Raw genomic sequence first — 25,469 nt, forward strand, 5'->3', positions numbered from 1 at the left:
TCGCCGATGTCCGTCTGACCGGTACGCGCCGCTCCCTTTGTGGGCGATACGCGTACCGGTTTTTTTATGCGCCAATCCCGGCGCCCCGTGGGAGGAGAAACCGCGTGCAGATAATCGAAAACATGGAAGCACTGGAAGCCTTTGTCGGCCAGGAAGTCGGCGTCAGCGACTGGCTGACCATCGACCAGGAACGCATCAACACGTTTGCCGACGCCACCGAGGATCATCAATGGATCCATGTCGACGTCGAGCGCGCCAAGCGCGAATCGCCGTTCGGCGGCCCGATCGCCCACGGCTTTCTTACCCTGTCGCTGTTGCCGCAACTCACCAGCCAGATCAAGCGCATCGAAGGCGTGACCACGACCGTGAACTACGGCCTCGACAAGGTTCGTTTCATCGCCCCGGTGCCGGTCGACGCTCGTGTTCGCGCGCGCCAGAAACTCGAAGCGATCGAACCACGCGGTGACAACCGCTACATGCTGCGCAACACCGTCACCATCGAGATCGAGGGCGGCGACAAACCCGCATGCATCGCCGAGTCGCTGTCCCTGATCGTGTTCTAAGGAGAATTTCATGCCCCAACCCGAAGTCGACAGCGGCTATATCCGCGCCGAATCCCGCGACGGCATTCTGCGCGTAACCATCGACCGCGCCGACAAGCGCAATGCACTCACCGCTGCCATGTACGACGACATGTCGCGCTGCGTCGAGCATGCCGGCGCCGACGACAGCGTGCGCACCCTGCTCATCGACAGTGAAGGCGACATGTTCTGTGCCGGCAACGACGTCGCGGAGTTTGCGGCGGCCACGCCGGAGAACCGCACGCCCGGTAGCGCCGGCCCGGCGCTGAGCTTCATCAAGCGCCTGCGGGCGCTCGACAAGCCGGTGGTGATCGCGGTGCAGGGTCAGGCCACCGGCATCGGCACCACCATGCTGCTGCATGCCGATCTGGTGATCGCCGGCGAAAGCGCGCGTTTCTTCACCGCGTTCATCGATCTGGCGCTGGTGCCCGAAGCCGGCTCCAGCCTGCTGCTGCCGGGCCTGATTGGCCGCCAGAACGCGGCACGTCTGCTGCTGGCCGGCGACACGCTGGAATCCGACGAGGCGCTGCGCATGGGCCTGATCGCCTATCGCGTGGGCGACGCCGAGCTGGCCGACAAGGCCATGGACCTGGCCAAGAAGCTCAGCGCCAAGCCGCCGGAAGCGATCCGTCAGACCAAGCAGCTCTTGCGCGAGGGCCTGGGCAACGACGATGTCGACGGCCAGATCGAGCGCGAGGCCGAACGCTTCGGCGAAAGGCTGTTCTCGGATGAAGTGCGCGAGATCATGAACCGCTTCCTCAAACGGTCCAAATAGAGCTGGCCCGCAGCGTCAGGCGCATAAAAAAGGCCGCTCCGGATACCGAAGCGGCCTTTTCTTTTCGAGCCCGATTTAACGGGCTGCGCGGCCCTGATTCGATCAGTCGATCAGGCCGAGCAGCTCGTCACAAGCGGCGGCACAGGCGTTGCAGGCCTCGGCACACAACGCGCAGTGCTTGTGATGCTCGCTATGGCCTTCGCAATGCTCGGCGCATTTCTGACAGGCATCGCGGCAGGCCTTCACCTGCGTTGCGGCCGGCGATTCGCCAAAGGCGGTCTGACGCGACAGCACGCGCCCGGTGGCCGTGCAGATATCGGCACAATCCAGATCGGTACGGATACAACCGCGCAGGTCGGCCACACTGTCTTCTGCGAGGCAGGCATCCGCACAGCTGGTGCAAAGCTGCGCACAGTCAAAGCAGGCGTCGACACAGGCGGCCAGCGCATCCTGAACAGACAACGGATTCGGGTGGGTCTTGAGCATGGCGTGCGATTGCATGCGATCTCCTTCCTGAACAGCCACCGTTTAAGGCCGGCATGAAATAATGATTGCCGAGAACCCGATCGGGGCCCCGGCAGAACGGGAAGGATGAAAACCGCTGACGGCATCAAGCGTATATGCGCAGTCCTACGGATTCGCCGCAGCAAGTACGGCGTGAGCGCGTATGACGCACCGCTCGGCCCGATGGACGATCAGGCTAGAACAGGCGGCACGAGGCTATACGCCCGTGCCGCGCGCCGTTTTTGCTACAGCCGTCCGAGTGCGGCGCGATACTCGTTATCGAGCCGATCGACGATCTCGGCGGTCGGCAGGATGGAATCGATGCTGCCCACACCCTGACCGGCGCCCCAGATATCCTTCCACGCCTTCTTCTTCTCGCGGTCGCTGCCGAAGGTCATGGCATCCTTGCCGGATTCCGGCAGGTCGGTCGGGTCGAGACCTGCATTGGTGATCGAGCCGCCCAGGTAGTTGCCATGCACGCCGGTGAACAGGTTGGTGTACACCACGTCCTTGGCACTGGAGCTCGTGACCATCTCCTTGTAGCCCTCGACGGCATTGGCCTCCGTGCTGGCGATGAAGCGCGTTCCCATATAAGCGAAATCCGCGCCCATGGCCTGGGCTGCGAGAATATGCTCACCGCGGGTGATCGCGCCCGACAGGATCAGCGGGCCATCCCAGAACTGGCGGATCTCGGAGACCAGTGCGAACGGGCTCAGTGTGCCCGCGTGGCCGCCAGCACCGGCACAGACCACGATCAGACCATCGACACCGGCTTCTATCGCCTTCTCGGCGTGCCGCACGCTGATCACGTCGTGAAAGACATGACCGCCGTAGTCCTTGGCCACTTCGACCGCCGGATGCGGCGCGCGCAGGCTCGTGATCATCAGCGGCACCTTGAAGTCCGCACAGGCCTTCAGATCATGATCGAGCCGGTCGTTGGAGGCATGCACGATCTGGTTTACCGCGAACGGCGCGATTTTCGCCTCCGGGTCGGCCTTGCGAGCTTCGTCCAGCGTGTTGGTGATCTTTTCGAGCCACACCGGCAGTTCCTCGGCCGGGCGTGCGTTCAGCGCGGGAAACGAACCGATCACGCCGCTCATGCACTGGGCAATCACGAGATCCGGATTGGAAAGAATGAACATCGGCGAACCGATGACCGGCAGACGCATGCTTGCCTTGAGTTGATCGACCAGCGACATGAAGACTCCCTTGTTGTTCTCGAAATAACAGCGCGATATCGAACGATCGTTCGCCGCGTGTAAGATACCCGATCGAAACGCCGCGTGGTATGCACGGCAACGGATCTCGGGCGAGCGTCGCGCCATGGCGCGACGGCCAGCAGGGCCGTTGCTTGACGCTTTTACGGTCGCTCAACATACTGCGGCACGAGCTTTTTCGAAAGACTGTTTCGGAAAAGCGCAAGAACACGACGCGCCTGCGCCCGGTCGGGGCGCAGAGCCGCGACGGCCTCGACCCGGATTATGACCGTCGAGCGAACAAGAAACTGTCATCACAAATCGACCCATGAGGAGCCCCATGCGCCAAGCTGTCATCGTTTCCACTGCACGCACGCCGATCGGCAAGGCCTATCGCGGCGCGTTCAACAATACCCAGGGCCAGGCGCTGGGCGGCCATGCGATCGCCGAGGCGGTCAAGCGCGCCAAGCTGGAAGGCGCCCACGTCGACGACGTGATCATGGGGGCCGCCCTGCAGCAGGGCTCCACCGGCCAGAACGTGGCTCGCCAGTGCGCCATCCGCGCCGGCCTGCCGACATCCGTGCCCGGCATGACCATCGACCGCCAGTGCGCCTCCGGGCTGATGGGTATCGCCACTGCCGCCAAGCAGATCGTGAACGATCGCATGAACGTGGTCGTCGGCGGCGGCCTCGAGTCCGTGTCGCTGGTGCAGAACGAACATCAAAACACCTTCCGCGCCCGTGACCCGTGGCTGGTCGAAAACCAGCCGGACATCTACATGTCGATGCTGGAGACCGCCGAGGTCGTGGCCGATCGCTACAACGTCTCGCGTGAAGCGCAGGACGAATACGCCTATCAGTCCCAGATGCGTACTGCCGCCGCCCAGGAGGCCGGCAAATTCGACGACGAGATCGTGCCGCTGACCACCATCAAGAAGGTGCAGGACAAGCAGACCGGCGAGATCAGCGAAGTCGAAGTCACCCTCGACAAGGACGAAGGCAACCGCCCGAGCACCACGCTCGAGGGCCTGCAGGGCCTGAACCCGGTGTTCAAGAACGGCCAGCAGATCCAGGAAGGCCGTTTCATCACCGCCGGCAATGCCTCGCAGCTGTCGGACGGCGCTTCGGCCAGCGTGCTCATGGAAGCCGCCGAAGCCGAGCGTCGCGGCCTGGAACCGCTGGGCGCCTATGTCGGCATGGCGGTCGCCGGCTGTGACCCGGACGAGATGGGCATCGGCCCGATCTACGCGGTGCCGAAGCTGCTCGAGCGCTTCAACCTCAAGGTCGACGATATCGGCCTGTGGGAACTCAACGAAGCGTTCGCCAGCCAGTGCCTGTATTCGCGCGACTTCCTCGGCATCGATCCCGAGAAGTACAACGTCAACGGCGGCTCCATCGCCATCGGCCATCCCTACGGCATGTCCGGCGCGCGCATGACCGGCCACGCGCTCATCGAGGGCAAGCGTCGCGGCGTCAAGTACGTCGTCGTCACCATGTGCGTCGGCGGCGGCATCGGTGCGGCCGGTCTGTTCGAGGTGTTCTAGACACGGCCCGCCACGGCGGATTGTTCGAGGCGTGCCGGGTTCCGGCACGCCTTTTTTATGTCCGGAACCCCCGCATTACGCCACTCCAGCGCCGCCTCAGTATTTTCCACAGCTCTACCGGAAACTACGGTTTCCGCGACGACGAGCGAAGGCGATGATTCGCGATTGTCGATCCTCTCGCCGCCTGCCCAGGCGGCCCATCGCGCATGTCCAGACCTATTACCTTCTTCGTGCATCATCAAGGCCGCGGGCACGCGCGGCGCACCATGGCCATCGTGCGCGAACTGCCGAAATCCCGCCCAGTCAGCGTGCTGACCGCCGACCCTTCGTTGTTCGATGGCTTCGAGCGCGATATCGAGATCGTTACCCTGCCGAACATGATCGGCGCGCCTGTGCCCACCCCGGCACTGCACGACCAACCCACCCCATCGACCATGCACTGCGTACCGCTCGGACTGCGGCCGATGCGCCAGACCATGCGCCGTATTCTCGATCACCTCGACGAGCGCGACAGCGGTCTTTTCGTGATCGATGTATCAGCCGAACTTGCCCTGCTTGCCCGCATCGCCAGCGTGCCCGCGATCAAGATCCGCATGCACGGCAATCGCTGCGACCCGGGACACCGCGCGGCCTACGAAGCCTGTACGGCCATGCTCGCGCCCTACGACGCGCGTCTCGAGCAATCGGACTACCCGGCCTGGGCACGCAACAAGACCTTCTATACGGGCGGCCTGTGTACCAGCCCGACAAACAGCCACGACAAAGTCGCTGCACGCTCAGCTCTCGGCCTGCCGGCCGATCGCGAGATCGTGGTGGTCATGACCGGGGGCGGCGGCGCCGGCACGCCCTACGCGCCACTCACCATGGCTGCGCGTGCCGCACCCGATACGCTATTCGTAACCGTCGGCCCGCTACATCGCGAAGGCCACGAGACCGATTTCGCCAATCTCGTGAACCATGGCTGGGTCGAGAACAGCAGCGACTATCTGGCAGCGGCCGATATCGTGCTCGCATCGGCCGGCGACAATACCGTGCATGAGATTGCCCGCGCCGGCCGCCCCTATATCTGTGCGCCCGAGTGGCGCTATTTCGACGAGCAGCAACGCAAGGCCGAATCTCTGGCTGCATTGGGCGCCGCGATTCACCTCAAGATCTGGCCCGGCGACCTTGATGGCTGGCGCGAGCTGCTCGAGCAGGCACGCGCCCTCGATGTCGCTGCCCTGCAGCCGCTACACGATCCTCATGCCGCGTCTCGTGCAGCCGTCTGGCTGGAAACGACACTCGAGCGCCTCTGGGCCGGCGCCGATGAAGACCCACGAATAGCAGCGCCCACGTTGAGCGCGATCGCCCGCTGAGCGGTGACGAAAATCAGCCGAAGCAGACATCGTCGTTGAGGCGCGCCTGATCGATCTCCTGCATGGAAGGCTGGCGAAGCACGCGAATCTCGCTCGCTACGGGTGACCACTCGATCAGCCCGGCATCACGGAACATGCCCAACCAGTACTCCATGCACCAGCGACGCCAGCGCGCATGGAATCGCCGGGCGTTGGAAATGATGGCGTCGAAGTGCGGATAAGGCGGCCGATAGAGCGGATGGTGCTGATGCCACGCACGTGCGCCGCCGACCCAATAGAACGGAACGCCCGCGGCCGCTAGTCGCCAGGCGTAGTCGGTTTCCTCCCCGCCGTAGCCTTCGTAGCTCTCGTCGAAACCACCCGCACGTTCGTGGTCGGCGCGCCTGAGCGCAAACGAAAGCCCCCAGAGCTGACCCGGGTCGGGTTCGTTCTCGAGCCCATCGTTGTTGAACACAGGCCGCGCCGGATGCGCCTGGGCGAGTGTCTCCAGGCGAGCAAAATCAATCTCGCCGGTCGCCTGGAGTCGCACCGCGCCAGCCGGCAGATAACTCACCTCGCCCATATAAAGCGCCGGGTCGCGGGCGAGCGCTTGTTCATATCGCGCGACCAGCGAAGGCGACGGGATGCAGTCCACATCGAGGAACACCAGTCCCTCATGGGCGGCATGGGCGGCCGCTTCGTTGCGTGCCCGTGCCAATGGCAGATCCCGCCCCGACACACGCAGCTGGCGTACCGGAAATTCAGTCGCCGGCAGATCGGGCTCGATCTCAGGCTGCATGCAGGCGATGACCAGTTCGTCGGGCGGCTCTTGCTGCGCGTTCAGGCCATGAACGAGGTTGATCAGGTGCGCGCGGCGATCGCGTACCAGCGTGAGCACACTTGTTTTCACGACGCGTGGCTCTGAGCCTGGAAGTGCTCCACGCCCTCGATGACACCACGCGCATGACTCGCCCGCGCCAGATAGGCATGGGCCAGACCGGACGCATCGATCAACCCGTCGCAGTAGTTGGCCACAATGATCGCGCACGGCAATGCCCTGAGCATTTCGACATCGTTACCCGAGTCGCCGGCCACGTACACGCGTTCGCGATTCACCGCGTAGCGGTCCGCCAGCCATGCCACCGCCGCGCCTTTGGACGCACGTTCGGGAAGTACGTCGACGCAGCGGCCGTGGCTATGAATCACGCGCGCCGCCAACCCCCGGTCGGCGAGCACGTCCTGCAAACGCGGCGCGATGTCGGTATTTGCTTCGCAGAGATAGCTGATCTTGTGTTCACGCTGCTCCAGCGGGGACTGCGAGACCAGTTCCGGCATCTCGGCGAGCACATCGACGATCGCTTGGCGCGACCAGCCCTCGGCGATATGGGCCTGCCACTGCGCGTCGCGACAGTAGGTCACACCGTCCGCCGCCAGACGGTGAATCTCGGCGCCCACGGAGCTGACGACAAAATCCGGCCAATCGATACCGGTCTGTTCGAGAATCTGCAACGCGCTGTGAAAACTACGGCCGGTGGCCACGCCAAAGGTCATATGCGCCTGACCGGCATACCAGCCATTGAAGTCCTGCACGCTTGTCGCACAGCCCACCAGGGTGCCGTCGATATCGCAGGCGAGCAGCGCATCGCGCTGGGGCGGCACGGTTCGCCCACGGCGTACCGGCTGCGGGTCACGCATGCGGACCAAAAGACGATGGTAATAATCGATATGGCGCGACCAGTCGAACAGTGCAATCGCTTCGCGTCCGTTGGTCTGACAGGCCTGCCAACGCTCGCGGTCTTCGAACAGGGCCAGCGCCGCCTCGGCTATGGCGTTCGTTGAGCATGGATTGACCAGCACGCCGTTGTGGCACTGCTCGATAATGTCGTTCGGCCCGCCGCTATCGGTCGCAATGACCGGCAGTCCGGCAGCCGCGGCCTCGAGCAAAGTCAGCCCGAACGGCTCGTTGAAAGCGACGTTTGCAAACAGGCCGCGGCGTTCGCGTGCCCAGGCATAGACCGCCGGCACGTCGGCCATGCTGTGCTGCTTCGGATACGCCACCCGACCATAGAGATCGTAGTGGTCGATCAGATGCAGCATTTCGCGCAGGTTGTCGGCGATTTCTGGCTCGAGCGCGTCCAGAGACTGCCGCCCGCCGGCAAGAATCACCAGGTTGGCGCGCGCCTGCAGGGCCGGCGATTCACCGTAGGCTCGAATCAGGCTCGCCAGGTTCTTGCGCGTGACCGGTCGCGCGATCGCCAACAGGGCAGGCTTGTCCGGCTCGACCAGAAAACGCTGCAGCATGCGCCGCACTTCCGATGTGGACTCGGCTTTTTCGAACACCTGCAGATCACTGGCCGGCCGGATCACGCGGATTCGCCCCGGCTCGTAGTCGGGGTAATCCGCATACTGGATCTCGGCTTCGTCGCGCGAACTCGCAATCACCAGATCGGCTTGCCGCAAGGCGGTATTCTCGAAACCGATACGGCGCTCCAGCGCCTGTGTATCCGCGGTTTCCGTGTCCACATCCTGGCCCGCGCGCGCGGCGCATTGCCGCTTCGGCAGGCCCAGCGAGTGGGCCGTGAAAACGAACGGCAGCCCGCGGCTTTGCTTGACCTGTGCCGCGACGTCCGCGGCATCCGCGTAGTGGGCATGGAGCACGTCGGGCGCGCGTTCGAGGCCATCGATGTAGTCGATCAGCGCCGCCGTGAAAGCCGGCAGCTGATCCCACAACGCTTCTTTTGTGCGGTAGTTCGGATCTGGCGTCGGCAGCCGCACGATGCGTACCTTGGGATTGAGATATTCGCAGGCTTGGCGATAATCGCCTTCGCTGAAATCGGTATCGAAGGCCCGGGTGACGATATCGATCCGCTCGACTGCATGGTCACGCGCCGAAGCCTGCGCCAGTTCGAGCAGGTAGCGAATATGCCCGCCGGTATCGGCCGTGATGCCGTACTCGACATCGTGCGCGCGCAGGCAGCCCTGCAGAGCGATGTGCATGATGAACATGGGCGCTTTTAGTCCTGTCCTGCTGAAAATCGATAAGTCGACATGGAACAAACGTCTGACCGTCTACGCATCGCTCAGGTTTCCCCTGTGATTCTGCCTTTGCCGGCTCACGAGGCCGGCGGTACCGAGCGCATCGTTGTCGACTTGAGTCACGCGCTCGACAATCTGGGGCATCACGTTACGGTCTTCGCGCCCACGGACAGCAATCTCGATCTGCCCTGCGACGGCGCATTGCCCAGCCTGGCCTGGTATCAAGCCGGCGACACGCCTGTCCCGCCGGGCCTTCCCGGTGTACTCGAGGCGGCGCTGCTGGAACGGTTGCGTGAGCGTCTCGATGAATTCGACATCATCCATTGCCACGGCGAGTTCTTCCATGCCGCCCTGTTGGGCACTTACCGCGCGCGAAGCCTGACCACCATCCACTGGCGCACCGACGAACTCGACCGCCAGCTGTTCTTCAAGGCGTTTCCCGATCTGCCGGTCGCCGCCGTTTCGGCCAGCCAGGCCGAAGCAATCCCGGAGACCAACCAGGCCGCCATCGTGCCGCATGGCCTCGACCCCGCCCGTTTTGCCGCGCCGAGCGCAACGCCAGGCGCCGGTAACGCCCTGCTCTTCATCGGTCGAATGACCGATCAGAAGCGCCCGGACCGGGCGATTGAAATTGCATGGCGCAGCCAACATGCGCTTAAGCTAGCCGGAAGTGTGGACCCGGGAAATCCGTACTATTTCGAACATCACGTCGCGCCGCACCTCGGCAAGGACATCGAATACATCGGTGCAATCGACGATAGCGCCAAACGGTCGCTGCTCGCCGCCGCGCCCGCGCTACTGTTTCCCATCGACTGGCCAGAGCCCTTCGGCCTCGTGCTGATCGAGGCCATGGCCTGCGGTACGCCGGTCATCGCCTGGCGCAACGGTGCCGTGCCGGAAATCGTCGAGCATGGCATTACCGGCTTCATCGTCGACAACATGGACGACGCCGTCGCAGCCGTAGCCATGCTGCCCAAGCTTGACGGCGAGGTTATTCGCCGGCGCTTCGTCGAGCGATTCAGCGCTGCGCGCATGGCGCGCGACTATGTGGAGGTTTACCGACGACTACTGGCGGATGCCGATCGGCGCGAGCCGGTCCAGACCGCATAACTACGCATTATCGGTCTCCTCACGTCTCGGTAGCATGATGCTGTATGCCAAGCCCACGACATGTCACGCGCGAAACGCCCACATCGGCGTTTGCCCCCACTCGCGTGGGTAGCGATGCAACCGAGCAGCAGCGTATTGCGGTGTGCGTACCTGTCCGCGATGAGAGTGCGCACCTGACGCAACTGCTTGACGCGTTCGCCTGCCAGACCGCGGCGCCCGAGCGTTTCGTACTCTGCCTTCTGTTCGACGGCTGCAACGACGACGGCGAAGCCCGGGTGGCCGCGCGACGACCTTCTCTGGCGTTCGAGGTCATTGTTCACCGTATCGAACGCGCGCCGCAGGCCAACGCCGGCCGCGCGCGACGTGCCGCCATGGCGCTGGGCCTGAGCGCGCTCGCCGGGGCGCCGGATCGAGACGACAGCCCGGGCTTGCTGCTATCCACCGACGCGGATTCGGTGCCCGCGCCCGACTGGGTCGAAGCCAGCGCGCACGCGCTTGCCAGCGTGGACGTGGTCGCCGGCTATATCGAGCGCCCCGACGCACCGCCGCAGGACGTGCATCGCCGCGTGGAGCGCTACTGGGAGCGTCTGCGCTGCCTGCAGCGCACGGTCGACCCGCTGGAACACGACCCGGCGCCTTCGCACCCGTCGCAGGGGGGCGCGAGCCTGGGATTCCGAGCCGAGGTTTACCAAGCGCTTGGCGGCTTCGAGGCGCTGGCCAGCCATGAAGACGTCGGGCTGGTCACGGCCGCGCGACGTGCCGGCTACCGGGTGCGCCACGACCGCACAGTGCGGGTGGCCACTTCCTCACGTATCGACGGCCGGGCCAGCCGCGGCCTCGCCTACACACTGCGACAACGCCAGACCTGCCCCACCCCGCCAGCTGTTCAGGATCCGGAGGCCGCCCTGCATCGCTATCGCGTCTGCGCCGAGGCGCGGGCAGCATTCGCGCGCCTCGACGACGACGCCGTCGCGCAGGCGCTCGCAACCACGAGCCGGGTTTCCATGACTCGACTACGCCATCTGGCGGCCGAGTCCGGCAACGCCGAGGCTTTTACGATGTACCTCTTACCCGAGCCTGAAGACACCGAGGAAATCGCCCTCGAACAGGCCGAACAGCGCGTCGCCCTCCTCGAAAGCACCTACGGCTGCCCTTGCCCATGACCGATATCACTGCATTGCTGGCCGATCTCGATCCTGCAGCCCCGAGTTACATGGCCGAGGGCATCGCTCGGCTGCAGTCGAGTCTTCCCTTGACGGATCCCGGCGATCTGGAAGCTTATCTAACCCTGCTGGGGCGTCTATACGGGGCCGGCCGGGTGGACCTGCCGCTCGCGCGACTGTTCGAAGGGCATATGGACGCGCTGCAGATTGTCGCGCGTTACGGCGACGCGCAAAGCGCACGACATCTGCACGGTAGCGCACGAAACGGCGCCCGATTCGGCGTCTGGAATGCACCGCTGGCCGGCGAGCCGCTACGCCTGCACAGCGGGATGATCGACGGCGGCAAGGCGTTTGCCTCCGGTGCCGGCCTACTCACCCATGCCCTGGTCAGCGCAGATGTAGACGATTGCCAACACAAGCAGTTGCTGGTTATCGATCTGCAGCACACGCCGCCTGTCATCGACCGGAACTGGTGGCAGGTGCTGGGCATGCAGCGCTCCGAAACGCATCTGGTGCGCTGGCAGAACGCGCCCCTGGGCGCAGGCGACATGCCGATCGGCGCGCCGGGCGACTACGAGCGCGAACCCTGGCTAAGCGCGGGCGCGCTGCGCTTCGTGGCCGCACAGGCGGGCGGGATAGCCGGTCTGTTCGACGGCGTGCGTGCGCACCTGGTTGCCAGAAACCGGGCCGGCGATCCCCATCAGGCGGCCCGCCTTGGCCGTCTCTACGGCCTGGCGGACAATGCTGCCGCAGTGTGTCGCAGCACGGCTGCGGCCTTGTTCGACACGCCAACCGATAGCCATCCGGCGCGCGTGGCAAGCGCCCGCAGCACGGTTCTGGAAGCCGGCGAACAGGCGATTCTCCTCGCCCAGCAGTCGGTGGGATTGTCTGCATTTTTCGAGACCGACCCGCTCTGCGCGCATATGGCCGATCTGATGGTGTATCTGCGCCAACCCGCGCCGGACGCGCAACGCGTGAAGGTCGGCGCGGCTGCTGCCTCGCAATCGATCGAGCTGTCGCTATGAGCGCGCTCGATCTCGATCGCGTGGTGCGCGCTCATATCATCGCGCCGCATCCAGACGACGAAGCCATCGGCGCTTTTGGCCTGATCACCGCGTTGCGCCGCCGTGGTGCCGTCGTGGATGTGACGCTCGTCACCGACGGCGGCGCTTCCCATCCCGGCAGCCGCGCCTGGCCGCGCGCGCGGCTCAGCGCTGCCCGCTACGCAGAAACGCGCCGCGCCATGCGCCGTGCGGGGGTGCGTCGCCAGGATCTGCGTTTCCTCGGCTATCCGGACGGCGAGCTGGGCTTTGCCGGCTCGCCAACTGAAGGTCGACTGGCCCGCGATCTGGCCCGGCGGCCGCGCCCGGATCTGATCGTCACGCCGTCGATGAACGACAACCATGCCGACCATCGCGCAGTGGCGCGCGCTGTTGCCCGTGCCTGGCCGGGCGGCATACCGCGGCTGTCCTATCTCGTATGGCCTCGGCTCGTACCGCACCGGCCGCGTCCGCGCGGCCGCCAGATCGCAGCGCGACTAGGCAGCCATGCGGCAATGAAACGCGCCGCTCTGCGTCTTTATCGAACCCAGACCGGCGGCGTGAAAGACGACCCGGACGGTTTCCTGCTCGACCGTAACCTGCTCGTACGTTTCGGCCGCCCGGTCGAGCGCTTCGGTACCCGACCATGAGCCTGAAAGCCCGCCGCGCAATCGATCTCGTCGGCTTCGAAGCCAAGTTCCGCGCACTCGGCGACCCTTGGCACACCTTCACCGCACGCGACGAGGCGATCAAGCGTGATCGCATCGTGCGCGCCGTAGGCAAGCGACCGGTCGCCCGACTACTGGAACTGGCCAGCGGCAATGGCTCCAACAGCCAGCGTCTCGCCACGCGTGCACTGCGTCTGGATGCCTGCGACGGCAGTGCAAGTGCCACGGCACTTACCCGCAAGGCCCTGAAGAACTTTCCCCATGCGCACGCCTGGCAGATCGCACTGCCGGCGCCGCTACCGGGCAATCGTTACGACGCCGTGGTGATCGCCGAACTGCTGTATTACCTGTCGCCACGCGACCTGAAACGCCTGGCCCGCGACGTGGCCACGGTTCTCGCGCCGGGCGCAACGCTGGTACTCGCCCATCACCAGATCGAATTTCCGGATAACGCGCAGCGGACCGCCGATATTCATGGCCGCTTCGTTTCGGCGATGGCACGCAATCTGAAGCCTGGCCGTCGCTGGCAGAGTCGGCGCTGGCGCGTCGACGCCTGGCACGCACCCCGCTGAAAACAGAGCCGCCCGCCTACGCGCACGATAATCAACGCCTGACGGGTTAGAATCCCGAACGTGCATAGCGACAAGGGACAGCCGGCCGCGCCGCGCGCGCGAATCGAGCCGGGCGAGGGTGCGATGGATCCGGATTTCGAGCAGTTCAAGCAGATCGTCAGCGTTTCGAAAACCGACATCTGCACCACCCTCTATCGCCAGAACCGCGAGATGATCCGGATCAAGAAAGAGCACGTCGCGGTGAAGAACCTCGTGCGCATCATCGACTCCACCCTGCGACTCGCCAACACCACCGGCTTCTCGGCCATGAGTCTGCGCGACCTCTGCAACGACTCCGGCCTGAGCATGGGCGGGCTCTATGCCTATATCCGAAACAAGGACGACCTGATCGGGCTGATCCAGAGCCACGGTTTCATGCTCACCAAGCGCACGCTGCTGGACTTCACCCAGGACATCTCGGAACCGCGCGAGAAACTCTTCGTCGCCATCAAGAGCCATCTGTTCCTAAGCGAGCTGATGCGGCCCTGGTTCTACTTCTCCTACATGGAAGCCAAGCACCTGGCCGAATCCCGCAAGCGTGATGCGGTGAACGTCGAACTCGAAACCGAAAGCATCTACCGCGACATTCTCGTCGAAGGCATCGACGCCGGCGTGTTCCGCGATATCGACGCCCGCCTGCTCGCCTCGCTGATCAAGGCGATGCTGCAGGACTGGTATCTCAAGCGAGGGAAGTATCGTGACCAAGGAACGTCGGTTACGACGTATGCGGAGACGATGCGCGACGTTCTGAACGGGTATTTAATAGCGTCGACAGATTGAAAACCCAGTTCGTGAGATTGGCGACGCGTTTTATGCAGCTACCTATCTGAAACTTTTTGGAGGTCGTTATCCAGCGGCCGTTGCACTCGCGTATACCAAAGCGTATACCCAAGCCCAGCTAAGCCGGCGCCTATAAAAAGCGTTAACCAGCTCAACCATTCAACGCGATTAGTGTGACGCCGTAGTTCCCGGACGAGGATTATTTTCCCTTCCAAACGAATGTCCGCTTCCCGAAGCTGATCAAGTTGATCTAATACATCGACAGTCATCTCATCAAATCCTTCTGAAGTCGGCGCATCATTCCTGTCACGTGCAGCCTCACGTTCGAAAGTTGGATCAAAAAACTTTCTCTTTTCACTATCTCTAGCGAGTGCACCGGGAAATTGGGACTCTAAGTCGCGATACAGCTGGTCTATTCGCGCATCCAGAACTTTTCCTTCTTCCTCGAGTGTTACTTCCTTTTCCAATGCTTCAAAACCAACATGTATTGGATAATAAACGGAAAAGAGAATTATCACCGTCCCACTCAACGCCATGAACTTGTAAAGATTGTCAGTTGGAAAGTTCGGAAGCATAGCGGTGCCAAATCCAGTTGCTATAGAACGTTACACGTTCGCGCAACTTACCCTACTGCGTTTTTTGAAACAGCCTAAACCCGGTCGCAATTATCACGACTTTCGTTCGCTAGTGCCGACTAGTCTTAGATGTCAGTCCAACCGTGGCGCGCGAAGAAACCTTAACTTCAATGCACTTATCTTCGTAGCCTTGGCCCGCCGTCAAATCTGCTCGCGCAACACATTCTTGCGAATCTTGCCCGTCGCGGTCTTCGGCAACTCGCCAAACACGACGCGCTTGGGCGCCTTGAAGTGGGCCATGCGTTCGCGGCAGAAGTCGATGATCTCGCTTTCCTCAACCCGCGCATCGGCGCGCAGGGTGACGAAGGCACAGGGGATTTCGCCCCACTTCTCGTCCGGCTGGGCGACGACGGCGGCTTCGGCCACGGCATCGTGACCGTAGAGCACGTCTTCGATCTCGAGGCTGGAGATGTTCTCGCCGCCGGAGATGATGATGTCCTTGGCGCGGTCCTTGATCTCGATATAGCCGTCCGGATGGGTGACGGCGAGATCGCCGGAATGGAACCAGCCGTCGGCGAATGATTCGTCGGTCTTGGACGGGTTCTTGAGATAGCCCTTCATCACCGTGTTGCCGCGAATACAGATCTCGCCGAGCGTCTCTCCGTCGAAGGGCACGGGCGTGCCGTCATCAACGCTGAGCACGGCAAAGTCGTCTATCGCGAAGTTGGCCACGCCCTGGCGTGCCATGCGCGCGGCGAGCGCGTCGACGTCCAGGCCTTCCCATTCCGGCTGCCAGACACACAGCGCCGACGGGCCGTAGGTTTCGGTGAGCCCGTAGAGATGGGTGATATCGAAGCCGATGTCCTTGGCCTTGCGGATCACCGCGGCGGGCGGCGCCGCGCCGCCGAGCGCATAGATCGCCGGTGAACTGAGCGTGATGCCGCGGGCGTCGAAATCGCTGATCAGCGTGTTGAGCACGATCGGCGCGCCGCACATATGGGTAACGCCGTGGGTCTCGATACGCTCGTGGATGAGCTCGGCGTCGATGCGATCGAGACAGACGTGGGTGGCTCCTGCGGCAGTCACCGACCACACATAGCCCCAGCCGTCGCAGTGGAACATGGGCAGCGTCCACAGGTAGACCGAGTCGGCGGTCATGTTGAACGCCATGGCGTTGCTCATCGCCGCGAGATAGCCGCCGCGATGGTGGTAAACCACGCCCTTGGGATCACCGGTGGTGCCGGACGTGTAGAGCAGCGTGAGCGCATCCCATTCATCGGCGATCTTGTCCCAGTCGAACGCGGCATCGCCGTCTTCGATCAGGTCTTCATACGGCTCGCCGTAGAGCTCGCCGGTCGCGCCCGGATGACTGCAGACCACGACCATGTCCGGCGGCGTCTCGAGACGCTCCAATGCGGGGCCGACTTCGTTGCCGAAGGCGTGATCGCAGATCAGCAGCTTAGCGTCGCCGTGCTCGAGAATGAAGCCGATCGCGCCGGCATCCAGACGCGTATTGATCGGGTTCATCACAGCACCCAGCATCGGAATCGCGTAGCGCGCTTCCAGCATCTCGTGCGTGTTGCGGCAAATCACGGCCACCGTATCGCCGGTGCCGATGCCACGGTCGGCCAGCGAACTGGCCAGGCGTCGACAGCGTTCGTCGAACGCGCGATACGACAGCTGCATATCGCTGTCGATGACGGCCGTCTTGTCCGGATAGATATACGCCGAGCGCCGCAGAAAGCTCAGCGGCGTCAACGGCGAATGGTTCGCTGGGTTGCGTTCGAGTGCCGCGTAATCAGCCTGCGCCACGTTATTCTCCTCCTACTGGCCTTTTATTGCCGGCTTTGGTCGGCGCGCGTTCTATGCGCGCTTGGCCGACATTGGCCTTAAAGCCCTGTCAGTTCCAGTGCCAGAAATCGGTGCCCTCACTCATGAGCGTGCGCGAGAACACCATCTTGTGCACTTCCGAGGCGCCGTCGACCAGCCGCGCCTGGCGTGCATAGCGATAGATCCATTCCAGCACCGTATCCTTGGAATAGCCGCGCGCGCCGTTGAGCTGGATAGCGGTATCGACCGCCTTGTGCAGCGTCTCGGAGACATTGACCTTGGCCATGGACACTTCCTTGCGCGCAAAACTGCCCTGGTCGAGCTGCCAGGCGGCATGCATGGTCAGCAGGCGACCGGTCTGGATCGCCATCGCGGCCTCGCCGAGCATGTTCTGTACGCCTTCGCGATCGGCCAGCCGGATGCCGAAGGATTCCCGGTTGGCGACATAATCGGCCGCGATCTCCATCGAACGCCGCGCCAGGCCCAGCCAGCGCATGCAGTGGGTCAGTCGTGCCGTGCCTAAACGAATCTGGGTGACCTTCAAGCCGTCGCCGATCTCCATCAGCCGGTTGCGGTCGGGAATGCGCAGACCGTCGAAACGAATCTCGCAGTGCCCGCCGTGTTCCTCCGGGCCCATGATCGGGATGCGTCGGATGACCTCCCAGCCCGGATCGTCCGCATGGAACAGAAAGGCGGTCAGCCCCTTGCGCGTGTCGTCCGAGGTGCGCGCAATCAAGATGAAGTGCTTCGCCGCGCCCGCGCCAGTGATGTAGTGCTTGTGCCCGTTGATGACCCAGTCGTCGCCGTCCTTCGTGGCGGTGGTCTGCATCATGGTCGGGTCCGAACCGCAGCCGGGCGGCGGTTCGGTCATGGCGAAGGCCGAACGCACGTCGCCGTCGACGATCGGCTGCAGGAACCAATCCTTCTGCTGTTCGGTGCCGACCTTTTCCAGCACGATCATGTTGCCGTCGTCGGGCGCGGCGGAATTGAAGATCACCGGCCCGAATATGGAGCGGTTCATTTCTTCATAGCAAGCCGCCATGCCGACGATGGAAAAGCCGCGACCGCCGCGCGCGATCGGCATTTGCAACGACCACAGGCCGGCTTCTTTCGCCTTGGCCTGCATGCGCGCGAGCAACGCGGGCTCGATGTTTTCGTGGTGGTCGTAGCTGGCCTCATCCGCTTCCAGCGGGATGATCTGCTCGTCGACAAAGGCACGAATCTGTTGCCGCGTTTCTTCGATTTCGGGCGAGAGGGTGAAATCCATGACGGCCTCTTAAAGTGAAGACTGCAGGTGGCCGCCGTCGACGGCGATGGTGCTGCCCGTCATGTAACGGCCGGCGTCCGATGCCAGCAGCAGCAACGCGCCGACGAGGTCGTCCACGTCGCCCAAATGTTTCTGCGGAATACGCTTGATCATCTTCTTACCCGGTTCGGTCTCGAAGAAGTCGCGATTCAGATCGGTCGCGATATAGCCGGGCGCGATCGCATTCACGCGGATGCCGTAGCGCGCCCATTCCAGCGCGAGGCTGCGGGTGAGCTGTTCCAGCGCGCCCTTGGACGCCGCATACGGCGCCACGGCGGCCGCCACCCGGTGACCCAGGATCGAGCTGATATTGATCACGCTGCCGGGCTTTTCGGCAGCGCGCAGGCGCCGGCCGCATTCGACGGCGACGCGCCAGCAGCCGTTGAGATTGACCTCGATGGTCTTGAGCCAGTCGGCCTCTTCCATGTCCATGGCGAAGCTCGCCGCGGCCACGCCGGCATTGCAGACAACCACATCCACAGTGCCGAATGCGCTCTCGGCGCTGTCGAAACCCGCGGCGACGGAACCCGCGTCGCTGACGTCCATGGTGACCACGGCTGCTTCGCCACCGGCCTTTTTTATGGTCTCGGCAACGTCGTCCAGCGGCGCCTGGCGGCGACCACAGAGCACGACTTTCGCCCCCGCCTCGGCGAGCGCCGTCGCGAAGCCCGTGCCCAAGCCGCCGCCGGCGCCAGTAACCAGCGCCACGCGGCCAGTCAAATCGAATCGATCAGTCATAGGTTCTCCTCCTGCGGATGAAAAATATAGCGAGCGCTCGAAATTTACAACAGCGCCATTCGTCGATGATCACTATCGAACAGGGCCAGTCTCGGGTCCATGCCGTGCGCGGCACGGGCAAACAGCGAGGCAGTCACTACCGACCAGGCGGTTTCAGCTCAGCGTTTCACGCGCGATGGCGATGATGCGCTCACGCAGCCACCGGTGCGCCACGTCGTGATGATCGAGCGCGCCCCAGGCGATGCCGATATCGAAAGCCGGCAATTCCACCGGCGGATCGAGCACGGCAAGTCCGAGATGACGCGCCTGGTAACGGGCAATACGCGCCGGCAGCGCCACGATCATGTCGCTGTTGGCGACCAGCTCGCGCGGTAGCTGGTAATGGCGGGTGAGGACGCTGATCTGGCGCGACTTGCCCGCGTCGGCCAACACCTCGTCGATCCGGCTCAGGCCGACCCCGGTCTGGGTGATCAGGATATGTTTCTGGGCCAGGAAGGCGTCGAGCGTGAGTTCCCCGTCGGCTTCGACCAGCGCCGGGTGATCCTTGCGGATCAGGCAGGCCATGCGGTCACTCCACAGCTTGTGCTGGTGAAAGTTGGCCGGCAGCTTGCCGAAGCGGTTGACCAGAAAATCCGCCTCGCCTCGCTCGATCTGATCGATCGCGTCACTGCCGGCACCCAGAATATTGAGCGCAATGTTCGGCGCCTCGCGCTCCAGTGAGCTGACGACATGCGGCATGAGCACGGAGGCGGCGTAGTCGGTGATCAGCACCGTGAACAGCCGCTCGGCAGTCGCCGGCTCGAAGGCGCGGTTCGGCGCGATCGCGGTTTCGAGCTGGGCCAGCGCATTGCGGACCGGCCGCTGCAGCTTGAGCGCGCGATCCGTCGGCTGCATGCCGCTGGCCGTACGCACCAGCACCGGATCGCCCAGCAGCTTGCGCAGCCGACGCAAGGCGTTGCTCATCGCAGGCTGGCTGATATCCATAGCCAGCGCGGCCTTGGTCACGCTGCGTTCGCGTAGCAAAGCATCCAGGAAGACCAGCAGGTTCAGATCGATATCGCGAACATTCATTCGGCGAATATAACCGGCGCACCCGATCGGCGAAACGTATAACGACGATACGCCGAACTCACGGACGCTCGACAAAGGCGCCAGTCGGCCTGCGTTGTCTCGATAGGTAGGCTGTTTGCCAGGCGGACCATTTGTTCGTGCTTACGGCCCGCCGCTCGCCCGCTTGTCGAGGATCGGGTGAATCGACAGACTGCTGGCATGCGCCGCATTGTTGTCATCGCCCATGCCCCGTCCCCCAATACCGCTCGTCTGCGCGACGCGGTTCTGCGTGGCATCGCCCATCCCGATATCGAGCAGATCGAAGGCCGCTGGATCGCACCGCTGGAGGCCGGCCCGGAGGACGTGCTCTCAGCCGACGCCGTCATTCTGGGTACGCCGGAAAACCTCGGCTACATGAGCGGGGCGCTCAAGGACTTCTTCGATCGCAGCTATTACCACTGCCTGGACCACACCGACGCCCTGCCGTTCGCGTTCTATGTTCGCGCCGGTCTCGACGGCACTGGCACACATCGAGCGATCGAAAGCATTACCGGCGGGATGCGCTGGAAGAACGTCTGCGAACCGCTGATATGCCACGGCCCATACGACCCGGCCTTCGAGGACCAGTGCGAAGAACTGGGCCTGACCGTCGCCGCCGGGCTCGATAGCGGTCTGTTCTAGAACGCCGGCAAGCTGCGCCGAGCAATCGTGGGGCATTGCACGGTCGGAGCGCCCTGAAAGCGTTCGCGCCAGCCCCTTCAACAAGCGCTGCTCAACGTCCCGCACCGCTTCAACCGTTACTGATACGCCTTCCTCTCAATAAGTTACGGACGCCGTCGTCGCCCTGACTCTCGTCTGGCACAGCCGTTGCAGACCCGCTTGTATACATCCCTGTATGCAGCGACATGACGATATCCACGATCCCCGACTGGCGTGCCGAGCATGCCCCTTCCAGCCAGCCGCCGGGCGAACCCCTGCGGAGCCTGCGCGACACCCTGAGTAGCGAAGACCCCGCCTGGATTCATATCGTCAGCGCGGCGGAACTCGACGCCCAGTTGGCAACACTCGAACAGCGCCTCGACGCTGCCGGCGGCGACACGAAAGCTCTGCCGCTCTACGGCGTCCCGTTCGCGGTCAAGGACAACATCGACGTGGCCGGGCTACCCACGACCGCGGCATGCCCGGACTACGCCTATACCGCCGAGCGATCGGCGTATGCGGTGGAACGCCTGCAAGCCGCCGGGGCGGTCCTGCTCGGCAAGACCAATCTCGACCAGTTCGCGACCGGCCTCGTGGGGACACGCTCGCCCTACGGCGCGGTGCCGAACGCTTTCAACGACGATTACATCAGTGGCGGCTCGAGCTCCGGCTCGGCTTCGGTTGTCGCACGCGGTCTGGTCGCCTTTTCGCTCGGCACCGACACCGCCGGCTCCGGACGCGTACCGGCCGGCTTCAACAATCTGGTCGGAGTGAAAGCCACCTGCGGGGCGATCAGCACGCGCGGCGTGGTGCCGGCATGCAAATCGCTCGACTGTGTCTCGGTCTTTGCGCTCACCGTCGGCGATGCCGATATCGTGCGCGACGTACTTGTCGACTTCGACGCGGAAGATGCGTACGCGCGCCGCAAGCCGCAGCACGAGCGCCCGGTTGCCGGCGACACATCGATACCCAGGCTCGCAGTTCCGACCGAACCGCAGTTCTTTGGTGACGCACAAGCCCAAGCCTCATTCGAAGCCGCGATCGAGGATTGGCGCGCGCTCGGCGCCGAGATCGTACCGCTCGATTTCGCGCCATTTCACGACGCAGCCGCCCTGCTCTACCAAGGGCCATGGGTCGCCGAACGCTATGCCGCGGTCGGCGAATTCATCGATACGCATCCGGGCGCGGCGGATCCTGTCGTCGCAGACATCATCGCGGGAGGCAAGAACCCCAGTGCAGTGGACGCGTTTCAGGCCCAGTACCGGCTGGCTGAACTCAAGCGTTCCTGCGATGCGCTGATCGACGGCGCCGATGCGCTGCTGGTGCCGACCTCACCGAGCATTTACAGCCAGGCCGAGATCGCGGCCGAGCCGGTCGAACTCAACAGCCGGCTCGGCACCTATACCAACTTCGTGAACCTGCTCGACTACTGCGCGCTCGCCCTGCCCGGAGGATTTCGCGACGACGGCCTGCCAGCAGGCATCACCCTGATCGCACCGGCCTGGCATGACGACCGCCTCGCGGGCCTCGGCGCACGCTGGCAGAGCCATCGCCCCTGGCCCCTGGGCACCGGCGAGCGTCGCGCACCTGAGCTCACGCCCGCCCAATCGGCCGCGCCGGACGAGAACACGATCCGTGTCGCCGTGGTCGGCGCCCATCTGCGCGGCATGCCGCTGAACTGGCAACTCACCGAACGCGGCGCGCAGTTCGTCGAACAAACCGAGACGGCCCCCGAATATCGCCTGCTCGCGCTAGCCGGCACCACGCCGCCCAAGCCTGGGCTGATTCGCGGCGACACGGGCGCGGCCATTCAGGTCGAGCTCTGGGACGTGCCAATCGACGCGTTCGGATCGTTTGTTGCCCTCATCCCTGCACCACTGGGCATCGGCACGCTCACGCTCGCCGACGGGCGCGAGGTGAAGGGTTTCATCTGTGAAGGCTGGGCCGCGGACACGGCGCGCGACGTCACCGCCTACGGCGGCTGGCGGGCCTATATCGGCGACCAAGACGCAGCGGCTCGTGCCTGAACCTGACACGCCTCGCAGCCAGACTCGCGCGAGTCTGGCCGATCGCGTACACGACCGGCTCAAGACGGAGATCTTCGATTTCAGGCTCATGCCCGGCGATCGCCTGTCGGAAAACGAGATCGCCGCGCGAGTAGACGCCAGTCGCACACCGGTACGCGAGGCCCTGTTTCGCCTGCAGCGCGAAGGCTATGTGGAGATGCTCTCGAAAGGCGGCTGGCAGGTCCGGCCGTTCGACTTCGACACGTTCGAACAGCTCTACGACGTGCGCGTGGTGCTCGAGAACGCGGCCGTGCGCCGCATCTGCGAAATGGACAGCGAGCCGGCGCCGCTGACCGAGCTACAGAAAGTCTGGCTCGTGCCCGAGGCGGAGCGGCTGACCGACAACAGGCGCGTCTGGCATCTCGACGAGCAGTTTCACGCCACGCTCGTGGCCGCTGCCGGCAACCGCGAGATGGCACGCATTCATCAGGACGTGACCGAACGCATCCGCATCATCCGTCGGCTGGATTTCACCAAGCCATCGCGGGTGGCCGCGACCTACGACGAACACGGCGAGATTCTGCGCACACTCGCATGCAAGCGCATCGATCAAACCCAGCGGTTTCTCAAGTCGCATATCGAGACCAGCCGCAACGAAGTCCGAAAGATCACCCTGCACATGCTCTATGCAGCCCGGGCGGAGCTGGCCAGCGGACACGGTTGATACACACGTCTCATCAGATGCCGCACTAGCGCTGCGCCGGGGACAACCAAGCGTGTAATCTCGGTGGGATAGCCGCGACGCACGTCGCCTGCCCTGCCGGAGTGTTTTCTGCGCCTCATCGTCTTCAGTCTGCTCGTGCCGATGCTGCTCACGACCGGCTGTGTCTGGCAGCCGCCAGTGACGGATTTCGCGATCCCGCCGCCGCCCGTCGCTCACGGGGCGGCACATTTTCCGCAGCCCGAATCGCCCTTTACAGAACCGGCCAACGATCCGTTTCACGCCCAGCCGAGCGCCGCGGAACTGGCCGCGACCCCGCCCGGAACGGTAATGCGCTATCGCCGTATCGCACCCGAGGCGTACTACTTCTTCAGCGTGAATGCGCGCGCCTGGCAAGTCGCCTATCGCAGCAACGACACGAACGGCATTCCGCAGGCCAACGTGGCCACCATTCTCGTGCCCGACGCGCCCAAGCCACGGCTGCTGTCGTATCAGGTCGCCTACGATGCGCTGACCCGTCGCTGCGCGCCCTCGCACGAAATCCTGTCCGGCTCGATGGTCGAGCACATGCTCATGGACAAGGCGCTGCGGCGCGGCTGGATCGTGGTGCTGCCCGATTACGAGGGCCCCGAGGCGCAATTTCTGGCCGGTCGCAATTCCGGCCAGGGCGTGCTCGACGGCATCCGGGCCACGCGCGCGCTGTTGCCCGAGGTGTGGGTCGACGACGACACCCCGGTCGCGCTGTGGGGTTATTCCGGCGGCGCCTTTGCCAGCCTCTGGGCCGCCGAGATCGCGGCCGACTATGCACCGGAGATTCCTCTTATCGGCGTCGCCGCGGGCGGGCCGCCGGCAGATCTGGCGAGCTCCGCCGAACATATCGACGGCGGCCTGTTTGCAGGCCTGTACTTCGCCGCCGTGGTGGGGCTGTCCCGCGCCTACGACACGATCGACACCCAGGCTCTGCTCAATGCCGAGGGTCGCGAAATGTTCGAAGATATTGGCGCAAGCTGTGTCGGCCAGGAGATGGCCTGGGTGAAAGACCCGCTGCTGTCGGGCTACACCTTCGACAACATGCGCGACTACACCACAGTCGATAACCTGCTCACGGTACCGGCCGTTCAGAAAGTGATCGCGGAGAACCGATTGGGCCAGCGCGGCTTCGACGCCCCGCTGTACTACTACCACGCCTTCTTCGACGAACTCACACCACGCGCCGATGCGCGCAAGCTCGCGCGTCGCTACTGCGACATGGGCATACCCGTGGATTTCCGACAGGCGCTCGGCGAACACATCAGCGCCGCGCTCACACAAGCCTCCAGCGCCGTGCGCTATCTCGACGCACGCTTCGATGGCAAGCCGCCTGTCGATGACTGTGCAGCGCTACGCGACCACCAATAGATCTCGTAACAGGTTCTCAGGTCACGCCATCGAGCCACTGCCAGCCGTCGCCCACCAACTTGTGGTTCGGCCCCACCGACCAGACTCGTCCATCGACCGCCAGTTCGGCGATTGACAGCGTGCGGCCCATGAAGGCGCCGGTATCGAGCCAACGCGTGTTCGCGCTCGCCAGTGGTTTCGGCATGGGCGTGTGGCCAAAATAAATCACGTCCACGCCCGCTACCGCGACCGGCATGTAGGCGCGCGCGCCGGAGCGGCGGCGTTCGATCTCGTGGGCGCTGTCGCGCTCCCAGAGCAGCGTGCCGGTCAGGCGTTCGCTGATGGGCTCGCGCTGTAACGCCTCACACAGAGCCGGCCAGGACATCGCCGGCATCTGCGCATGGACCAGTCCGGCACGCGCGCGATCGTCGATACGCACTTCCAGCGCATACGGCAACGCCGCCATACGCTGTACCAGCGGCTCGCGCTGCGCCTCCGGCACGGCCTTGAACCATTCGCCGCCGTTCATCTGCCAGAGCCACTGCGCATCGCCGCCCTCGGCTACGGCCTCGAGCATCATCTGTTCGTGATTGCCCCGCACGGCATGAAACCAGGGCGCATCGATGAACTCGGCCGCGCGCTCGCTTTGCGGGCCCCGGTCGATCAGGTCACCGACCGAGAACAGCCGATCGCAGCCACGGTCGAACTCGATCCGTTCGAGCAGCGCATCCAGCATCTGGAAACAACCGTGGATATCGCCGACGACGAAATCGCGGCCGGCAGTGTTGGCGGCGAAGGTCTGGATGAGATCGGCCATACGGGCACG

The 25,469-nt window shown here is 64.1% G+C and carries 24 protein-coding genes; 14 read left to right on the plus strand and 10 right to left on the minus strand.

Annotation, left to right across the window (positions count from 1 at the left end; translation table 11 throughout):
- The first annotated feature begins 104 nt into the window (after window positions 1-104).
- Together SADO_RS12065 and SADO_RS12070 are read left to right on the plus strand one after the other, a co-directional pair.
- Window positions 105-563: a MaoC family dehydratase gene (locus tag SADO_RS12065; RefSeq protein ID WP_353111680.1), complete on the plus strand. Its 459-nt coding sequence runs from the start codon at window positions 105-107 to the stop codon at window positions 561-563.
- Between the two features lie 10 nt (window positions 564-573).
- Window positions 574-1,356: an enoyl-CoA hydratase-related protein gene (locus SADO_RS12070; RefSeq protein WP_353111682.1), complete on the plus strand. Its 783-nt coding sequence runs from the start codon at window positions 574-576 to the stop codon at window positions 1,354-1,356.
- A 102-nt stretch (window positions 1,357-1,458) separates the two neighbouring features.
- Here the strand turns inward: SADO_RS12070 and SADO_RS12075 are convergent, their stop codons facing one another.
- Together SADO_RS12075 and SADO_RS12080 are read right to left on the minus strand one after the other, a co-directional pair.
- Window positions 1,459-1,857, minus strand: a complete 399-nt coding sequence (locus tag SADO_RS12075; RefSeq protein ID WP_353111684.1) for a four-helix bundle copper-binding protein — start codon at window positions 1,855-1,857, stop codon at window positions 1,459-1,461.
- 248 nt (window positions 1,858-2,105) lie between these two features.
- Window positions 2,106-3,059, minus strand: coding sequence for an NAD(P)H-dependent flavin oxidoreductase (locus SADO_RS12080; protein ID WP_353111686.1), 954 nt, complete (start codon window positions 3,057-3,059; stop codon window positions 2,106-2,108).
- A 337-nt stretch (window positions 3,060-3,396) separates the two neighbouring features.
- Here SADO_RS12080 and SADO_RS12085 point away from each other — a divergent pair, with 337 nt between their 5' ends.
- Window positions 3,397-4,599 (plus strand): acetyl-CoA C-acyltransferase, encoded by a 1,203-nt coding sequence (locus tag SADO_RS12085; RefSeq protein WP_353111688.1) that lies wholly within the window; start codon window positions 3,397-3,399, stop codon window positions 4,597-4,599.
- Between the two features lie 206 nt (window positions 4,600-4,805).
- A complete protein-coding gene (locus tag SADO_RS12090) occupies window positions 4,806-5,954 on the plus strand; it encodes a glycosyltransferase (protein WP_353111690.1) in 1,149 nt (382 codons plus the stop codon).
- Window positions 5,955-5,967: 13 nt separating this feature from the next.
- Here the strand turns inward: SADO_RS12090 and SADO_RS12095 are convergent, their stop codons facing one another.
- Together SADO_RS12095 and SADO_RS12100 are read right to left on the minus strand one after the other, a co-directional pair.
- Entirely contained in the window at window positions 5,968-6,843 is an 876-nt protein-coding gene (locus SADO_RS12095; protein ID WP_353111692.1) for a galactosyltransferase-related protein, read from the minus strand.
- Window positions 6,840-8,939 carry an HAD-IIB family hydrolase gene (locus tag SADO_RS12100; protein WP_353111694.1) on the minus strand — a complete coding sequence of 700 codons (2,100 nt, stop codon included), beginning with the start codon at window positions 8,937-8,939 and terminating at the stop codon, window positions 6,840-6,842. The genes SADO_RS12095 and SADO_RS12100 overlap by 4 nt, the downstream gene beginning before the upstream one ends.
- A 42-nt stretch (window positions 8,940-8,981) precedes the next feature.
- On the opposite strand from SADO_RS12100, the gene SADO_RS12105 reads away from it, so the two are divergent.
- The 6 genes from SADO_RS12105 to SADO_RS12130 are packed head-to-tail and all read left to right on the plus strand — an operon-like array spanning window position 8,982 to window position 14,341.
- Entirely contained in the window at window positions 8,982-10,079 is a 1,098-nt protein-coding gene (locus tag SADO_RS12105) for a glycosyltransferase family 4 protein (protein ID WP_353111696.1), read from the plus strand.
- A 44-nt stretch (window positions 10,080-10,123) separates the two neighbouring features.
- Window positions 10,124-11,242 carry a glycosyltransferase family 2 protein gene (locus SADO_RS12110; RefSeq protein WP_353111698.1) on the plus strand — a complete coding sequence of 373 codons (1,119 nt, stop codon included), beginning with the start codon at window positions 10,124-10,126 and terminating at the stop codon, window positions 11,240-11,242.
- Window positions 11,239-12,267 carry an acyl-CoA dehydrogenase family protein gene (locus SADO_RS12115; RefSeq protein ID WP_353111700.1) on the plus strand — a complete coding sequence of 343 codons (1,029 nt, stop codon included), beginning with the start codon at window positions 11,239-11,241 and terminating at the stop codon, window positions 12,265-12,267. The genes SADO_RS12110 and SADO_RS12115 overlap by 4 nt, the downstream gene beginning before the upstream one ends.
- Window positions 12,264-12,932, plus strand: coding sequence for a PIG-L deacetylase family protein (locus SADO_RS12120; protein WP_353111702.1), 669 nt, complete (start codon window positions 12,264-12,266; stop codon window positions 12,930-12,932). Before SADO_RS12115 ends, SADO_RS12120 begins: the two co-directional genes overlap by 4 nt.
- Entirely contained in the window at window positions 12,929-13,522 is a 594-nt protein-coding gene (locus SADO_RS12125; protein WP_353111704.1) for a class I SAM-dependent methyltransferase, read from the plus strand. Before SADO_RS12120 ends, SADO_RS12125 begins: the two co-directional genes overlap by 4 nt.
- Window positions 13,523-13,582: 60 nt before the next feature.
- Window positions 13,583-14,341: a TetR/AcrR family transcriptional regulator gene (locus SADO_RS12130; RefSeq protein WP_353111706.1), complete on the plus strand. Its 759-nt coding sequence runs from the start codon at window positions 13,583-13,585 to the stop codon at window positions 14,339-14,341.
- A gap of 38 nt (window positions 14,342-14,379) precedes the next feature.
- Here SADO_RS12130 and SADO_RS12135 read toward each other — a convergent pair whose 3' ends face one another.
- From SADO_RS12135 to SADO_RS12155, 5 genes are all read right to left on the minus strand, one after another.
- On the minus strand, window positions 14,380-14,916 hold the full coding sequence (locus SADO_RS12135; RefSeq protein WP_353111708.1) for a hypothetical protein: 537 nt from the start codon (window positions 14,914-14,916) through the stop codon (window positions 14,380-14,382).
- 201 nt (window positions 14,917-15,117) lie between these two features.
- Complete coding sequence (locus tag SADO_RS12140) at window positions 15,118-16,728, minus strand: long-chain-fatty-acid--CoA ligase (protein ID WP_353111710.1); 1,611 nt, start codon at window positions 16,726-16,728, stop codon at window positions 15,118-15,120.
- Window positions 16,729-16,816: 88 nt separating this feature from the next.
- Window positions 16,817-18,013, minus strand: coding sequence for an acyl-CoA dehydrogenase family protein (locus SADO_RS12145; RefSeq protein ID WP_353111712.1), 1,197 nt, complete (start codon window positions 18,011-18,013; stop codon window positions 16,817-16,819).
- A gap of 9 nt (window positions 18,014-18,022) precedes the next feature.
- Window positions 18,023-18,790 (minus strand): SDR family NAD(P)-dependent oxidoreductase, encoded by a 768-nt coding sequence (locus tag SADO_RS12150; RefSeq protein ID WP_353111714.1) that lies wholly within the window; start codon window positions 18,788-18,790, stop codon window positions 18,023-18,025.
- A gap of 153 nt (window positions 18,791-18,943) precedes the next feature.
- A complete protein-coding gene (locus tag SADO_RS12155; protein WP_353111716.1) occupies window positions 18,944-19,861 on the minus strand; it encodes a LysR family transcriptional regulator in 918 nt (305 codons plus the stop codon).
- Between the two features lie 198 nt (window positions 19,862-20,059).
- Between SADO_RS12155 and SADO_RS12160 the strand changes: the two genes are divergently transcribed.
- The 4 genes from SADO_RS12160 to SADO_RS12175 all read left to right on the plus strand — a co-directional run bounded on the left by SADO_RS12160 (window position 20,060) and on the right by SADO_RS12175 (window position 24,664).
- The gene (locus SADO_RS12160; RefSeq protein ID WP_353111718.1) at window positions 20,060-20,521 is read left to right on the plus strand and encodes a flavodoxin family protein; all 462 of its coding nucleotides are present in this window, start codon (window positions 20,060-20,062) and stop codon (window positions 20,519-20,521) included.
- A 224-nt stretch (window positions 20,522-20,745) separates the two neighbouring features.
- Complete coding sequence (gene atzF / locus SADO_RS12165; protein WP_353111720.1) at window positions 20,746-22,566, plus strand: allophanate hydrolase; 1,821 nt, start codon at window positions 20,746-20,748, stop codon at window positions 22,564-22,566.
- Complete coding sequence (locus SADO_RS12170) at window positions 22,559-23,269, plus strand: GntR family transcriptional regulator (RefSeq protein ID WP_353111722.1); 711 nt, start codon at window positions 22,559-22,561, stop codon at window positions 23,267-23,269. The genes atzF and SADO_RS12170 overlap by 8 nt, the downstream gene beginning before the upstream one ends.
- 141 nt (window positions 23,270-23,410) lie before the next feature.
- On the plus strand, window positions 23,411-24,664 hold the full coding sequence (locus SADO_RS12175) for a lipase family protein (RefSeq protein ID WP_353111724.1): 1,254 nt from the start codon (window positions 23,411-23,413) through the stop codon (window positions 24,662-24,664).
- 16 nt (window positions 24,665-24,680) lie between these two features.
- Here SADO_RS12175 and SADO_RS12180 read toward each other — a convergent pair whose 3' ends face one another.
- The gene (locus tag SADO_RS12180) at window positions 24,681-25,460 is read right to left on the minus strand and encodes a metallophosphoesterase (RefSeq protein WP_353111726.1); all 780 of its coding nucleotides are present in this window, start codon (window positions 25,458-25,460) and stop codon (window positions 24,681-24,683) included.
- Window positions 25,461-25,469: the final 9 nt, after the last annotated feature.

Source organism: Salinisphaera dokdonensis CL-ES53 (assembly GCF_040361215.1).
GTDB classification, from domain to species: domain Bacteria; phylum Pseudomonadota; class Gammaproteobacteria; order Nevskiales; family Salinisphaeraceae; genus Salinisphaera; species Salinisphaera dokdonensis.